Annotated in this window: 14 protein-coding genes; 3 read left to right on the top strand and 11 right to left on the bottom strand. The window is 73.1% G+C overall.

Annotated elements, in window-relative coordinates:
- Positions 1 to 15: 15 nt before the first annotated feature.
- From BS80_RS27050 to BS80_RS27040, 3 genes are all read right to left on the bottom strand, one after another.
- Complete coding sequence (locus tag BS80_RS27050) at positions 16 to 1,452, bottom strand: hypothetical protein (RefSeq protein WP_035803057.1); 1,437 nt, start codon at positions 1,450 to 1,452, stop codon at positions 16 to 18.
- A 150-nt stretch (positions 1,453 to 1,602) separates the two neighbouring features.
- Positions 1,603 to 2,883, bottom strand: coding sequence for a M16 family metallopeptidase (locus BS80_RS27045; RefSeq protein ID WP_198045635.1), 1,281 nt, complete (start codon positions 2,881 to 2,883; stop codon positions 1,603 to 1,605).
- Between the two features lie 62 nt (positions 2,884 to 2,945).
- The gene (locus tag BS80_RS27040) at positions 2,946 to 4,289 is read right to left on the bottom strand and encodes a M16 family metallopeptidase (RefSeq protein WP_083975424.1); all 1,344 of its coding nucleotides are present in this window, start codon (positions 4,287 to 4,289) and stop codon (positions 2,946 to 2,948) included.
- 452 nt (positions 4,290 to 4,741) lie between these two features.
- Here BS80_RS27040 and BS80_RS27035 point away from each other — a divergent pair, with 452 nt between their 5' ends.
- Entirely contained in the window at positions 4,742 to 5,758 is a 1,017-nt protein-coding gene (locus BS80_RS27035; protein WP_035803053.1) for a helix-turn-helix transcriptional regulator, read from the top strand.
- A 24-nt stretch (positions 5,759 to 5,782) separates the two neighbouring features.
- Here BS80_RS27035 and BS80_RS27030 read toward each other — a convergent pair whose 3' ends face one another.
- The 5 genes from BS80_RS27030 to BS80_RS43635 form a co-directional block, all read right to left on the bottom strand.
- Positions 5,783 to 6,052, bottom strand: coding sequence for a hypothetical protein (locus BS80_RS27030; protein ID WP_035803051.1), 270 nt, complete (start codon positions 6,050 to 6,052; stop codon positions 5,783 to 5,785).
- 16 nt (positions 6,053 to 6,068) lie between these two features.
- The gene (locus BS80_RS27025) at positions 6,069 to 7,367 is read right to left on the bottom strand and encodes an MFS transporter (protein ID WP_035803049.1); all 1,299 of its coding nucleotides are present in this window, start codon (positions 7,365 to 7,367) and stop codon (positions 6,069 to 6,071) included.
- Between the two features lie 13 nt (positions 7,368 to 7,380).
- Complete coding sequence (locus tag BS80_RS27020; RefSeq protein WP_035803047.1) at positions 7,381 to 8,223, bottom strand: phytanoyl-CoA dioxygenase family protein; 843 nt, start codon at positions 8,221 to 8,223, stop codon at positions 7,381 to 7,383.
- Positions 8,220 to 9,380 carry a M29 family metallopeptidase gene (locus BS80_RS27015; protein WP_035803045.1) on the bottom strand — a complete coding sequence of 387 codons (1,161 nt, stop codon included), beginning with the start codon at positions 9,378 to 9,380 and terminating at the stop codon, positions 8,220 to 8,222. The genes BS80_RS27020 and BS80_RS27015 overlap by 4 nt, the downstream gene beginning before the upstream one ends.
- A gap of 102 nt (positions 9,381 to 9,482) precedes the next feature.
- Positions 9,483 to 9,611: a hypothetical protein gene (locus BS80_RS43635; RefSeq protein ID WP_269676125.1), complete on the bottom strand. Its 129-nt coding sequence runs from the start codon at positions 9,609 to 9,611 to the stop codon at positions 9,483 to 9,485.
- Positions 9,612 to 9,863: 252 nt separating this feature from the next.
- Between BS80_RS43635 and BS80_RS27010 the strand changes: the two genes are divergently transcribed.
- Positions 9,864 to 10,097 (top strand): hypothetical protein, encoded by a 234-nt coding sequence (locus BS80_RS27010; RefSeq protein WP_035803042.1) that lies wholly within the window; start codon positions 9,864 to 9,866, stop codon positions 10,095 to 10,097.
- A gap of 40 nt (positions 10,098 to 10,137) precedes the next feature.
- Positions 10,138 to 11,370, top strand: a complete 1,233-nt coding sequence (locus BS80_RS27005; RefSeq protein ID WP_051967247.1) for a cytochrome P450 — start codon at positions 10,138 to 10,140, stop codon at positions 11,368 to 11,370.
- Positions 11,371 to 11,407: 37 nt separating this feature from the next.
- Here BS80_RS27005 and BS80_RS27000 read toward each other — a convergent pair whose 3' ends face one another.
- The 3 genes from BS80_RS27000 to BS80_RS26990 all read right to left on the bottom strand — a co-directional run bounded on the left by BS80_RS27000 (position 11,408) and on the right by BS80_RS26990 (position 13,888).
- Positions 11,408 to 11,668: a hypothetical protein gene (locus BS80_RS27000; protein WP_035803040.1), complete on the bottom strand. Its 261-nt coding sequence runs from the start codon at positions 11,666 to 11,668 to the stop codon at positions 11,408 to 11,410.
- The gene (locus BS80_RS26995) at positions 11,665 to 12,828 is read right to left on the bottom strand and encodes an inorganic phosphate transporter (RefSeq protein ID WP_035803038.1); all 1,164 of its coding nucleotides are present in this window, start codon (positions 12,826 to 12,828) and stop codon (positions 11,665 to 11,667) included. Before BS80_RS26995 ends, BS80_RS27000 begins: the two co-directional genes overlap by 4 nt.
- A 181-nt stretch (positions 12,829 to 13,009) precedes the next feature.
- A complete protein-coding gene (locus BS80_RS26990; RefSeq protein WP_051967246.1) occupies positions 13,010 to 13,888 on the bottom strand; it encodes an S-methyl-5'-thioadenosine phosphorylase in 879 nt (292 codons plus the stop codon).
- Positions 13,889 to 13,968 lie beyond the last annotated feature (80 nt).

The raw sequence follows: 13,968 nt of genomic DNA, 5'->3' as shown, positions 1-13,968 counted from the left end.
CGGAGGTCCCCGGGGTCAGCGCAGGTGCGCCAGGCGCGGGCGGGAGCGGCGGTCGCCGGGAAAGGCGTCGGTCGGGCGGGAGCGATGGGGAGCCATGCGAGCGGGCGCTGGTCCCACCAGGCCTGCTCTGAAGAGTCCGTAGGTGATCCGCCGCAGCGCGGCCGCCTCCAGTTCGTCGCGCAGATCGCCGCTGCGCAACACCGCGCCGGGGCCCAGCAGGCCTTCGACGACGGCCAGCGCACCGGCGGTGTCGCCATGGTCCAGGCGTTCGCGGACGCCGGTGAGGCAGTCCGGACGACGATGCGCGGCGTCGATCGCCCGCAGGCAGGGCAGCGGAGTGCCGCTCAGCGCGACCAGCAGCTCCTCCCGGCGGATCTCGGCCGGGTCGTGGTCCAACGGCACCAACACCCCGTCGACCAGGGCGATCCGGTGCACGGCTCCCCGGCACTCCACCAGGCGCGGCCGGCCTGCCCGGTCCGGCGGCAGGGACGGACCGGCCGGCGCGTGGTCCGGCGCCAGCGCGGAAGCGACCAGCGGGTGCAGCCGGTCGACCTCGATCGAACCGGCGCGGACCAGTTCCAGGTCGGGCAGCACCCAGGTCGCGGCGTCGGGCAGGACCAGCAGCGGCGCGCGGGCGTCACCGTCGGCGGGCGCCGCCGCGGCCACCGTCAGGCCCAGGTCCGAGTCCACCTGGGCGTCCAGGACCAGCCGGTGACGGGTCCCGCAGCGCACCCGCAGGCGCCCTGACGAACGCCCCTCGGCGCGGAGCAGGATCCCCGCCTCGGCCGCCCACCGGTCGACGGCGCAGCCGTGCCCCGGCGGCAACAGCCCCAGAAAGTCCGGGTCCGCCGATGGGCGGCCGTCGGCGGGCGGCCGATCGGCCCCGGACCGGGTCCGCAGCTCGTCGGACCTGTGCGCGTCCCACAGATGGCGGTGCAGATCCAGACGGAACTGCCGGTTCGGCCGCAGATGCGGATGCGCCGGCGCAGGCGGCTGCCCGGGCGGGTGGCCGCCGGTCTCGGCGTGCGAGCCGTCCCACAGCGCGAGGCTGATCCGCTGACCGCCGTCCGCCCAGGCGGGCGGAGTCCGCACCACCAGGTGCACCGGTCCCGGGCCGTGACGCCCCGCAGGGTCGTACCGGGCCAGCGTGAGGGTCAGCCCCGGGCGCAACAGTCCGTCGGGCGCGACCCTGGGCATGTGCCAGCGCAGCAGGTCGGGAGCCAGCCGACGAAGGTCGGCGCGGATCCGGGCTGCCAACTCCCGGCCGTACGTGCGCGCCGCGGCGCGCAGGTTGAGATCGACGTCGAAACCCGCGGCGGCACAGGCGCCGGCCCAGTCGCCGGCAGAGCGGCGAGCGGTCGCGGTCTCGATCATGGACGGCGGCACGGCGTACTCGCGCACGCGCAGCCAGAGGGAAAGTCGGGAATCACCGTGCACGGTCTGAGTGAGCATCAGCACTCACCTTGCGTGGACGGGTCCCCCATTCTGCTGTCGGAGTGAGTCATCATCGCGGGGAGCCTAGCGCCGTCGAACCCGATCTGCCAGCCGATTACCGCGAGTTCCGCACCGACTGACTGACAGGGGTCGCATCGTCGACCCCCGTCAGCCCCGCCGGACCGTCACCGGCGTCAGCGCCGCGACCGCGTGCCCCACCCGCTGCGCGTCGGCGAGCAGTACGGTGACCGCGCCCGACGGCGCGAGGTAACGGCGGGCGGCCTCGTGCACCTCCTCGACGGTGGCCGCCGCGAGCCGGTCGGCGTACCCGGCCAGGTACGTCAGCGGCAGTCCGCCGTCGACGAGGCCGGCGGCGAGGTCGGCGAGGTCACGGTGGGTGGACATGCCGAGCACCACCAGCGCGCCGAGCGTGTAGCCGCGCGCGCGGTCCAGTTCGGCCTGCCCCGGCGGCAGGCAGGCCATCCTGGCGAGTTCGTAGAGCGTCTCGCCGAGTGCCGCGGCCGCGTGCTCGGCGGCCACCTCGGCCGAGGCGATCAGCCGCGCCCCGGCCCGCCGGTCCTGGATCACCGAGCTCGGGCCGTAGGTGTAGCCCTTGTCCTCCCGCAGGTTGGCGGTCCAGCGCGAGCAGAAGTAGCCGCCGAAGACGAGGTTCGCCAGCCGCAGCGCCGGGTTGTCCGGGTGGCCGCGCGGGACCGCCGGAAAGGCCATCCGCAGGGACGACCGCGTGCTCCCGGGCCGGTCGACCAGGAGCAGCGCACCGGGTCGGAGCGGCGGCACCGGGGGCAGCGCGTACTCGCTCACCGCGCCGGTCCAGCCCGCCAGTTGACGCGCCGCGACCGCGACGACGGCCTGCGGATCCAGGTCGCCGACCACGACCAGGGTGCTGCCGGCCGGCCGGACCAGCCGCGCGTGCAGGGCGCGCAGCTCCCCCGCCTGCACCGAGGCCACCTCCTCGGGCTCGGGCGCGTCCAGGCGGTACGGGTGGCCGGGATAGATCCGCGCGGCGAGCGCCGCCCCCGCCAGCCGGGCCGGCTCGCACCGGTCCGTGCGCAGCCGGTCGGCGAGGGCGGCACGGGCGGTGGCGACCTCGGACGGCGGGTAGGCGGCCGCTTCGAGGGCCTGGGCCACCGTCGCGAGCAGCCGGTCCAGGGCGCCGACCGGCGCTCGGCCGCTGATCCGCAACCGGTCCTGGTCGACCTCGACGCCGAGGGTGGCGCCGAGGTCCCGGACGGCCGCTGCCGTCCGGGCCGCCGACCCGGACGTGCTGCCCGAGAAGAGGGTGCGCGCGAGTAGTCGGGCCGGCGCGGGATCCGCACCGGCGAACGGGATCCGTAGCCTGATCTCCGCCAGCGGCTCGCCGTGGCGCTGGACGGCCAGCACCCTGAGGCCGTTGGGCAGCGTGCTCTCGACATGCTCGGGGACGCGCACCGGCCGCACCGCGCCGAGCGCGGGAAGCCTTCGCGTGGGAAGCCTTCGCGCGGGTGGCCGGGTCACCGGGTTCCGGCCCCGGGCACGACCTCGATGGCCGAGCGCCGGTCCGGGGTCAGCCGCCCGGCCGCCTCGCGCACCGCGTCCGCTCCCACCGAGCCGAGCAGGCGCGGCAGTTCGCCGAGGAGGAGCGGGTCGTCGCGTTGCAACTCGAAGACGGCCAGCCGTTCGGCGCGGCCCAGCGCCGAGTCGGTGCGCTCCAATTGCTTGACGACCACCCGTGCGGCGACGCCGTCGAGTTCGGCCGGGTCGGGGCCGTCCAGGGCGAGTCGCTCGATCTCCTCGTCGACGGCGTCCAGGAGCCGCCACGGGTCACCGTCGGCCGGCAGCCGGGCCTGGAACACCAGGGCCGTCGGGTCACGCAGGGCGAACGGGTCGCCGAGGAAGCCGACCCGGCCGGTGACCGACGTCGCCGTCCGGTCCACCGAGACCAGGCGCCGGACCAGGCGGGAGGTGTCCGGGCCGGCCAGCAGACCGGCCAGCAGCAGGTAGGGCAGGAACCCGTCGAGGTCTTCGATCGGATCAGGCACCCGCCAGCCCCAGGCGATCGCCGGCCGGGGTGCCAGCGGGTCCCGGTAGCATGCGCGGCGCTCACCGGCCCGCTCGGGCTCGCGGACGTCGGCGGGGGCGGGCACCGGTCGGGCCGGGATGTCGCCGAAGTAGCGCTCGATGCCCCGGCGCGCGCGATCGGGGTCGAAGTCTCCGCAGACGCACAGCACGGCGTTGCCCGGGGCGTAGTAGCGGTCGAAGAAGTCGGCTGCCTCCGAACGGGTAGCCCGCTCCAGATCGGCGAACGAGCCCCGGCCGTCATGGGTGTTGGGGAAGGTGTCGAACATCAGCGACGGCAGCCGGGGCCAGGGCAGAGCGCCGTACGGCCGGCTCAGGACGTTGGCCCGGATCTCCTCCTTGACCACCGAGATCTGGTTGGCGAGGTTCGCCTCGGTGAGTCGCAGGCCGCGCATCCGGTCGGACTCCAGATAGAGCATCCGCTGCAGGGCGTTGGCGGGGGCGACCTCGCCGTACTGGGTGAGGTCGAGGTGCGTGGAGCCGCGGAAGGTGCCGCCGGACCGCTCCACGTGCCGGGTGTACGCGGCGTTCCGCAGACCCACCGAGCCCTGGAACATGAGGTGTTCGAAGAGGTGGGCGAACCCCGAGCGGCCCTCGGGCTCGGTCCGCGTCCCCACGTCGTAGACGACCGCGACGGCCGCGACGAGGGCGTGCCGGTCCGGGCTCAGCACCAGCCGCAGTCCGTTGCCGAGCGTTCCGCGCTCGACGACCCGCTGCCTCGGGCCCGGGGAGCCGGACCCGGAGCCGGACCGGGACCTGGTATGCGTCGTCAGTGCCATGCCCCATGGATACGCGGCGCGAGGCGTCGGCCGGAAGTGGTCAGTTGCGGTCAGCCCGGGCGGGCGGGCGAAAGCGGCCGGACGTGCGGAAGCGGGCCGGTTCGGGCCGCCGCGCTCCGGTGCAGCTTTCGGCCACCCCCTCGGGCTGACGCGGCCCGCCGCGGCCCAGCGGCGCCATCCGCCACCGCACAGGAGTATCGCTCCAGCCGAACTCCACTACAATCCACCGTAGTTCGAGCGATCTCCGACCACCGGACCCATCTCGCAGCACCCGCCGCCCCGACCGCCGGCGCTGCGATCACCGACGGGTGTCCCGACCGGCTCCCTTGTCGGACAGCACGTCAAGTGTCACTCTGTGAAGACCAGTTGACAGATGTGGCGACTACATGAGCAGAACCGGGAGGAGACGTGCGCCAAAGTCCGTCGCCGAACCGCGACAGAGGGAGTGGCCAATGTTCCAAGGGCTTGGGCTGAGCAGCCTCGCCGAGTCTGTGTACCTTGCGATGCTTCAACACCCGGACGAGGGCCTCGACGTGCTCTCCCGCCGGCTCCACGTCGACCACGACCAGTTACGCGTCGCGCTCGACGAGCTCACCGGTATCTCACTGCTCCAGGTGTTCCCGGGCCGGCCCGGGCCGAAGGCCGTACGTCCCGAGGTCGGCCTCTCCGCCCTGGTCGCCCGTCAGCAGGCCGAGATGGCCCGTCGGCACCAGCAGATCGAGGAGGGCACGGCCGCGCTGTCCCTCCTGCTGGCCGAGCGCGCCGAGAGCCGGCCGGCCGACTCCGCCTCGGACGCGGACGCGAACTCCGAGATCGAGCGCCTGTCCGGCATCGACGCCATCCGCGACCGGCTGAGCCGGCTCGCGCGCTCCTGCGAGTGGGAGGCCTGCTCGTTCATGCCGGGCGGTGCCCAGTCCGAGGAGAACCTCAACGCCAGCCGGGTGCTGGACGCCGAGGCGATCGAACGCGGGGTGCGGGTCCGCACGGTCTACCAGGACAGCGTGCGCAACCACAAGCCGACCCTGGAGTACGCCCAGTGGCTCGGCGGGCTCGGCAGTGAGGTCCGCACCACCGCGTCGCTGCCGCTGCGGATGCTCGTCGTGGACCGCCGGGTGGCGGTGGTGCCGCTCGAGCCGGCCGAGGGCGGCACGGCGGCGATCGTGATCTCCAGTGTCGGCGTCATCACGGCACTGACCGCCCTGTTCAACTCGGTCTGGCGCTCCGCGACGGCGCTCGGCGCCTGTCGCCGTCGCGACGACGACGGGCTGTCCAGCCAGGAGCGGCAGGTCCTGCGGCTGCTGGCAGCAGGGCTGACCGACGAAGCCATCGCCCGCCAGCTGGGCGTCTCGGTCCGCACGGCCCGCCGGGTCGCGGCGGACCTGCACACCAGGCTAGGCGCACGCAGCAGATTCCAGGCCGGAGCCCAGGCCGTCTCGCGGGCCTGGATCACCCCGGACGACCTCGAATAGCACGGATCCGCCCCACCGCGACCCTCAGGGGCCCACCTCGGTGGAGCGGACGGCCCAGCCGTGGCAGGCGCTGGCCATGGTCCGGCAGCAGAGCTGCTCGGCCACCCGCGCCGCGTCCAGCAGGTCGTGGGCCTGTACGTAGAGGCTGAACACCACGAAGTCCGGATGGACCTCGATATGCGCGTGCTGCAGGCTGTCGCTGCCCGCCGTGCTGCGGAGCAGTTGCCGGTGCAGCTGCTCCGCGGACTGCGGCCCGTCGCCGGGCGTGTCCACCGTGGTCTTGGTCAGGTACATCAGACGCCCCGTCCGCTCACATCGCGATCGGCGGGTCCGGAGCCCACCGCGTCAGGGCCCAGCGGACCAGCTGCGGGCCGAGGGCGAGGGCCAGCACCGCGAACGCGACGACCATCGCCCACCGCGTTCCGTACCCGATGGCCAGCGCCCCACCGATCGGGACCCCGATCAGGCCGGCGGCCTGCAACTGCACCCAGGCCATCGCCATCACCTGCGCGATCCGCTCGCGCGGCGCCGCCGCCTGGAGGCCGCCGAAGACCGTGGCGACCAGCAGCGTCCCGCCGAAGCTCCCGGCGAGTTCCAGCAGCACCAGCCCGGCCATCGCGCTCGGCCCGGCCGACGCGAAGGGGAGCAGCGCGAGCGACAGCAGGCTGGCGGCGGCGCCCACGGCCACCGTCCGGCCCGAGCCCAGCGACTTCTGCGCCCGCCCGACGAGCATGCCGCCGGCCACCCCGCCGACGGCGCCGAAGGCCAGCAGCGAACCGATCAACGACGGCCGCATGTGGACGGACCGCACCAGGAAGAGCACCAGCACCGGCTGCGTGAGACCGTTGACGAACGCCACGGCCACCATGGCCCGGACACCGGACTGTCGCGCCATCGCGCGTGCCAGCCGCACGTTCGCGGCGGCGCCGAGCCTCTCCTTCGCCGCTTTCGGGGCGCCTGTGGTGGCACCCTGGGCCACCTTTTCGGTCCGCACTCTGCTCAGCAGGGCGGCGGACAGCAGGAACGACAGCGCGTCCACCAGCACCACCGACGGCGCCGCGATCCGCGCGAGCAGCGCCCCGCCGAGCGCGGGCCCGCTGATGTCCGCCACACTCCGGGTCGCCGACATCTTGCCGTTGGCCTCCACCAGGTGCGCCTTCGGCACGATCTGCACCAGCAGCGGACTGGCCAGCGCGGAGTACACGCCGAGCGCGAACGAGGCCACGGCGGCCAGCACCAGCAGCAGCACGATGTTCAGCGCCCCCAGCCACCACAGCAGCGGCACCAACCCCATGACGGCGGCCTGCACCAGGTTGCACGCCGCCATCACCGGCGCGCGCGGACGGCGCAGCCCGTCGGACCACGAGGCCGCCGGAATCCTGATCAGCAGCGACGGGAGCAGCTCGATCACCGCCAGCCAGGTCATCTCCAGGGCCGAGGCGCCCAGCGTGACCGCCGCACAGACCGGAATCGTGACGTTGCTGACCGCCGAGCCGACCTGGGACAGGCCGGTGGCGGCCCACAGCGCGCGGAACCGACCGTCCGGGAAGGCCGCCGGCGACTGCGAGGTCTGCTCGTCCCCGCCGGCGGCCAGTGTCGTCGATGTCAAGTCGCTCGCCCCTTCACAGCGTGACGATCTGGACGGCCGCGTCGGCGGCCTCCTTGGCGAACCAGGCCGGGAAGCTCTCCGGGTAGCGCATCCGGGCGATCTCGGCGAGCCGGGGGATCCGCCGCGAGACGCCGTTCATGGTGCGCATCGAGTCCACCGCGATCTGCGTCAGGAACCGGTGGTTGTCGCGCGCGTGCGGGCGGGCGTAGCTGAAGAAGACCCCGAACTTCTCCCGGCCCGGCTCCCGCAGGACCGGCGTGCTGGTGTGCATCAGACGAGCGTCCCAGACCACGACGTCGCCGGCCCTGGTGTCGACCCGCTCGCGCAGGTCGGACTCGCCCACCGTGCGCGCCGGGATGTCGAACTCCGGTTCGGTGGTGCCGTATCCGTCGAAGGACATCAGGTGCGAGGCACGCACCACGTCGATGCCGCCCCCGCCGACCGGGTCGTTGTCCTGGAGGTACAGGCCGCACTGGACGTGCGCGAAGCCGGGCTCCCAGACGTAACCGGCGGTCGGTCCGACGAACGTCGCGTCCACGTGCCACGGGACGTAGACGTTCTTGCGCGCGGTGCAGTTCGGGTAGAGCACCGGCCGGTCCTCGCCCAGCAGCACCTTGACGGCCCGCACCACGCGCTCGCGCAGCACGATCCCGGCGAGGAAGTCGTCGGCCAGGAAGTCGCTGGTCAGCATCTCCTGCGAGCCCTCGCCCGTGAGGTGTCCGGTGCACAGGGCGCGGGCCCGCCGGACCTCGTCGGCGTCCAGGATCCCGCGCAGGATCACATAGCCCCGCCGGGCGAGCGTCGCGGCGTCGTCCGCCAGAGCACCATCCGCCGTGGCCGGCTCGGTGGTCCTCATCGCTGGATCCTCTCCGGGATGTCGGAGCCGGCGGGCACCGCGCAGGCCAGGCCTTCGAGTTGACCGTAGCCCAGGCCGCAGCAGTCACCGGTGATGTCCTCGTCGAGGGCGTCGGCCGGGTGCTGCACGTCGGTGGCGGCGAAGCTCTCCAGGTCGATCGGCACCGGGTCGTCGTCGACCCAGACCAGCGCGCCGTCGGTGATCAGGTCGAGGTGGACCTCGGCGACGTACGGGACCCGGCTCAGCCGCTGGTTGTGCTGCCCGAATCCCAGGTGGACGCCGCAACGCCGTTCGTTGATGTGCGAGTTGGCGGTGATGAACTCGTCGATGCCGCGGTTGGTCCCGAGCCCGAACTCTCCGACGTTGCGGCCGTAGGGGCTCTTCAGGCACAGCTGGAACATCTCGTCGAGCTGCGGGTCGGCGCAACTGAGGCTGACCGCACAGCCGTTCTTGATCTCCACCCGGACCGGGTTGGCGGCCAGGCTGGCGTTGAGCGGCGTGATGATGTTGGCGTTGAACGCGCCGTCGGCGACCAGCACACCGTCGACCGTGACCGGGAAGGTCGCGATCTCGCCGGCCGGCAGGATCGTGAAGCCGCCGGGCCGCCAGACGCCCCGGTTGCTGATCCAGTGGTAGCGCTCCGAGTCGAGCTCGACGGTCAGGTCGGTACCGCCGCGGCTGGTGATCCGCACCTTGCGGGCCGGCTTCACCCGGTCCAGCAACGTCGCGTTGAACCGGCTCAGTTGAGCGGGCGCGAGGTTGAGGGACTTGGCGAAGAACGCGGTGGAAGCACTGATGATCCGCAGGATCATCGTGCGCTCGCCGCCGAACTTCCGCATCGCGGCCTCGAAGACGTTGAAGTGCGACATGGTGTCGCGCTCCAGCGTGAGGACGACCAGACGCCCCGGCAGCGTCTGCGGGTCGGGGAGCGCGGCCTCGAAACGCCCGGCGAACTCCGGGTCCTGGAGCTTGCGCATCGCGACGATCCCGGCCGGGAAGCCCCGGTGCTTGAGCGCGAGGGCCAGCCAGGCCGCCGGTTCACGGCTGTCCGGGGTGTAGGCGATGACGAAGGTGTCGGTGCTCTCGATCAGGACGTAGTCGTCCAACAGGACCTTGATGCCCTGCTGCACCTTCTCGTCCGGAATGACGAAGTTCATGGCCGAGCTCCTCGGGATCGGACGAAGCAGGGGCACTCCTCGCCCGGGCGGGAAGGGAGGACCTTCCCGCACGGTGCGACGAGTGCCCCTGCCTTGCGGGTACTAGGAGTTGTAGAAGGTCGAGTACGAGATGCGCCACGCCACGTCGCCGACGCCGTCCTCGTCGTTGTCCTCCGGCTCGGCTGCGGCCATCGTCGTGACCAGGTTCTCGAGTTCCTCGAACGCAGACATATTCCAGTCTCCTTCGGGTGGTGGACCGTGCCAGCGGGCTGCTGACACATCCCATGCTGCGGGCCGCGCCGGACCGGGTGAAGTGGTCACTTCCTGCACTCCCCCGCGCCTGGCCTGAACCGGCCGAACGGTGCCGCAGCGGACTCTCCCTGCCATGTCCGCCACCTGCCAGCACCAGCCGCAGACCGGCCCGGAACCCCGCTGTATACAGGATTCAACAGCTCCCCGCAGACCCCTCCCGGAGGCACGAACATGTCCAAGTCCATTGCCACCAAGGCCGGTTCCACGACCATCCGGTCGGCCGTCGCCGGCGTCGCGATCGCCGCCGTCCTCAGCCTGACGGGCGTCGCGCTCCACCTCGACGCCTCCGCCGCCTCCCCCTCCGCGGACGGCACGACCGCCACAGCCACCGCGACCGCGACCGGCACGCCGACCACCCCCGCGGGCGACGGCTTCGGCTGGGAGAGCATCCCGCAGCACGCCTGACCCCGATCCCCGATCCCGCGCCGCAGAGAGGAACCGCCCGGTGAAGTACCCCGAACGCACACCGGAGGTGCAGCCCTACCCCTTCGGCGAGCCTCACCTGCTGCACCTCGATCCGCGCTACGCCACCCTGCGCGACGCCGAGGGACTGTGCCCGGTCGACCTCGGGGATCTCGGCCCGGCCTGGCTCTGCTCCCGCTACGCCGACGTCCGCAGGCTCCTCACCGACCCCCGCTTCGACCTGACCCCGCCGACCGAGCCGACCGAGCCGACCGAGCCGCCGCCGACCGCAGCACTGTCGCCGGCGCAGGTCACCCGGGTGACCAAGGCGGGCCTCAAGCCCCGGCAGATCGAGCGACTGCGCCCGCTGGCACGGACGCTGGCCGGTGAGCTGATCCACCGTCCGGACCACCGCGAGGGCCCCGCCGAACCGTCCGAACTGCCCCAACCCACCGACCTGATGGCCACGTTCGTCAAGCCACTGGCCGCCGCGGTCGTCTGCGAGCTGCTCGACGTGCCTCCCGCGGATCGGACCGACGTCCGGGCCTACCTGCTGGGAGCGGCCGGCACCACCACCCCGCCGTCCGAGGCCGAGAAGCAGGACCGGCGCGCGCTGACCCGGTACCTGACGGAGCTCACGGCCGCCCGCTCGGCCGCCGCCTCCGGCACCGCCGACGACCTGCTGAGCTCCATGATCCGGACCCGCGGCGAAGGCGCGGAGCGCCTGACCGACCGCCAGTTGGTCACGGTGGCCCTGCGGCTCCTGCTGCCGGGGCTGCAGAACATGGTCCTGATGCTGGCGAACTTCGTGTGCGCGCTGGCCTGTCACCGCTCGGAGCTGGAACGGCTGCGGCTGCGCCCGGATCTCGTACCGTCGGCGGTCGAGGAGTTGATCCGCTTCACCCCGTTCCACAGCACCTCGACGTTCCCCCGCTACGCCGCCGAGGACGTCGAGATCGGCGGCACACTGATCCGTCGCGGCGAGGTGGCGGTGGGCGCTCTCTGCGCGGCCAACCGGGACGAGCGCGCGTTCCCCGGCCCGGACACCTTCGACGTCCGGCGCGGCGAGAACCCGCACCTCGGCTTCGGCATGGGCTCCCACCACTGCCCCGGCGCCGCACTGGCCCGCCTGTATCTCCAGGAGGCCATCGGCGCCCTGGCGCGCCGGACGGACGACCTGCGCGTCCTGCGTCCGGAGACCGGAGCGCGCGGCGGAAACGAACGCATCGTCGGATGGTTCGACGCCCTGCCCGCCTCCTGGTCCGCCCGAGGGTGACCCCGCAGGGCGACGCCTCGGCTCTCCGTGCCGACCGTCAGCTGTGGTTGACGATGACGGAGATGCCCCAGCCGATCGCGGCGAGCACCACCGCGAAGCACAGACCGGCCAGGGCGTAGCCGACCGGCCCGGCGCTCGGCCGGTCGGCCGCCACCTCACCGGTCGCCACCCCACCGGCCGGGGCCGGCGGGCTGAGCAGGCGCAGACCGACCGCGAAGAGGGCCGGCAGTCCGGCTCCGGCGAGCAGACCGACCACCACGATCTTCCACAGCGCGTTCAGGTTGATCCAGGTGTTCACGACCGCACCTCGTCCGTGTCCTTCGGGGCCGGCACCGGGGCAACCGATCCGGTCCACGCGGCGTTGACGTTCTCCGGCGTCACCGCCGGGTGGCGGGAGACGACGAAGAAGGCGATCGAGGCCAGCACCAGCACCACGAAGATCACCACCACACCGGCAGTCCCGCCGATCCCGTTCGCGGCCCAGTAGGCCAGCGCGCCGACCACCGCCGAGGCCGGCAGCGTGAGCAGCCAGGCTGCCACCATCCGGCGCGCGACGTGCCAGCGCACCACGCCCCCCTTCTTCCCCATCCCGGAGCCCAGGATCGAGCCGGTCGCCACGTGCGTGGTGGAGAGCGAGTAGCCGAAGTCGGTGGAGGAGAGGATCACCGCGGCCGAGGCCGACTCGCTGGCCATCCCCTGCGGCGACTCGATCTCCACCAGCCCCTTGCCCAGCGCCCGGATGACCCGCCAGCCCCCGATGTAGGTGCCCAGCGCGATCGCCGTGGCGCAGGAGGCGATCACCCAGGTCGGGGACTTCGCTCCGCTGTGCAGGGTTCCGTTGGCGATCAGCGCCAGCGTGATGACGCCCATGGTCTTCTGCGCGTCGTTGGTGCCGTGGGCGAGTGAGACCATCGAGGCCGAACCGACCTGGCCGATCCGGAAGCCGTGCGCGCGCGGCCGTTCGGCCACGTCGTGGGTGAGCCGGTAGACCAGGTAGGTCCCGAGCGCGGCGATCGCGCCGGCGATGAACGGCGACAGCGCGGCGGGCACGATGACCTTGGAGACCAGCCCCTGCCACTTGACGGCCGAGGAGCCGGCCGCGGCCATCGTCGCGCCCACCACACCGCCGATCAGCGCGTGCGAGGAGCTGGACGGGATCCCGAGGAACCAGGTCGCCAGGTTCCACAGGATGCTGCCGATCAGCCCGGCGAAGACCACGGTCAGGGTCACCTCCTGACTGTTGACCAGCCCACTGGCAATGGTCGCCGCGACAGCGGTCGACAGGAACGCCCCGACCAGGTTCAGCACCGCCGAGAGGCCGACCGCGACCCGCGGAGGCAGCGCCCCCGTGACGATCGAGGTGGCCATCGCGTTGCCGGTGTCATGGAATCCGTTGGTGAAGTCGAAGCCGAGCGCGGTGACGACCACCAGCGCCAGGACCACATCGTTGCCGGTCACACGCTGTAACCTAGCCCGTCGGCCCACCCGCCCGCGGCCCCGGCGGCACGGCGCGCCGGTGGGCCCGCGGCCACCATCCGATCGGACCAGGCGAGGACGGCTGCCGCTGTGCGGCCGCTGCGCCGGTCGCATCCGCTCGGTCTCGCCCGGCCTACCGGCCGACCTGCTGACGGCCCGCGCCTCAGGCGGACGGCACGCCCGGCAGGCCCGTCACGGCGCCGTCCAGGGCGTGCGAGCAGACGCAGTCACGGGTGGCCGGCAGATTCTCGACGGCCTGGAACAGCACGGTGCGCAGCCGGTCGACGTTGCGGGCGAAGACGGCCAGCACCTCCGCGTGGGTGACGCCCTCGCCCGACTCGACGCCCGCGTCCAGGTCCGTGACCAGGGCGAGGGAGCTGTAGCAGATCCCCAACTCGCGGGCCAGCACGGCCTCCGGATGGCCGGTCATGCCGACCACCGACCAGCCGTTGGAGGAGAACCAGCGCGACTCTGCGCGGGTGGAGAACCGCGGGCCGTCGATCACCACGAGCGTCCCGCCGTCCACCGGCTCCCAGGCCTGCGCGCGGGCGGCGGCCAGCGCGGCGGCCCGCCCGGCCGGGCAGTACGGATCGGCGGCCGAGACGTGCAGGACCTCGGGCACGTGGCCGCCGGGCAGCGCGACGCCGTCGTAGAAGGTCTGCTCCCGGCCCGAGGTGCGGTCCACGAACTGGTCGGGGACCAGCAGCGTGCCCGGCCCGAACTCCGCCCGCAGTCCGCCCACCGCGCAGGGGGCGACCACCTGGCGCACCCCGAGCGCGTGCAACGCCCAGAGGTTGGCCCGGTAGTTGATCCGGTGCGGGGGGATCCGGTGGCCGCGCCCGTGCCGGGGCAGGAAGGCCACCGATCGGCCGCCGATGGCGCCCACGAAGAGCGCGTCGCTGGGCGGCCCGTACGGCGTGCCGACGGTGACCTCGGTGACGTCGTCCAGCAGCTCGTAGAGGCCCGAGCCGCCGATCACCCCGATCTCGGCGACGGGGGCGACCACGGCGGCGGTCTCGGAATCGGTCTCGGCGGCGGTCATGACGAAGCCCTTCGCTGGGTGCCCGTGGAGGGCGGTTCTGCACGCTCCACGGGCACCCTACGAGGGCCGGGGCGGTGTGC

It is taken from the genome of Kitasatospora mediocidica KCTC 9733, from assembly GCF_000744225.1.
GTDB lineage: Bacteria > Actinomycetota > Actinomycetes > Streptomycetales > Streptomycetaceae > Kitasatospora > Kitasatospora mediocidica.
This window is presented reverse-complemented; position numbering and strand designations above follow the sequence as displayed.

Bases quoted from the DNA above. Each gene is read 5' to 3' on its own strand.
- BS80_RS27050 (WP_035803057.1), bottom strand. From the start codon at position 1,452: ATGCTCACTCAGACCGTGCACGGTGATTCCCGACTTTCCCTCTGGCTG.
- BS80_RS27040 (WP_083975424.1), bottom strand. From the start codon at position 4,289: ATGGCACTGACGACGCATACCAGGTCCCGGTCCGGCTCCGGGTCCGGC.
- BS80_RS27035 (WP_035803053.1), top strand. From the start codon at position 4,742: ATGTTCCAAGGGCTTGGGCTGAGCAGCCTCGCCGAGTCTGTGTACCTT.
- BS80_RS27030 (WP_035803051.1), bottom strand. From the start codon at position 6,052: ATGTACCTGACCAAGACCACGGTGGACACGCCCGGCGACGGGCCGCAG.
- BS80_RS27020 (WP_035803047.1), bottom strand. From the start codon at position 8,223: ATGAGGACCACCGAGCCGGCCACGGCGGATGGTGCTCTGGCGGACGAC.
- BS80_RS27015 (WP_035803045.1), bottom strand. From the start codon at position 9,380: ATGAACTTCGTCATTCCGGACGAGAAGGTGCAGCAGGGCATCAAGGTC.
- BS80_RS43635 (WP_269676125.1), bottom strand. From the start codon at position 9,611: ATGTCTGCGTTCGAGGAACTCGAGAACCTGGTCACGACGATGGCCGCA.
- BS80_RS27010 (WP_035803042.1), top strand. From the start codon at position 9,864: ATGTCCAAGTCCATTGCCACCAAGGCCGGTTCCACGACCATCCGGTCG.
- BS80_RS26990 (WP_051967246.1), bottom strand. From the start codon at position 13,888: ATGACCGCCGCCGAGACCGATTCCGAGACCGCCGCCGTGGTCGCCCCC.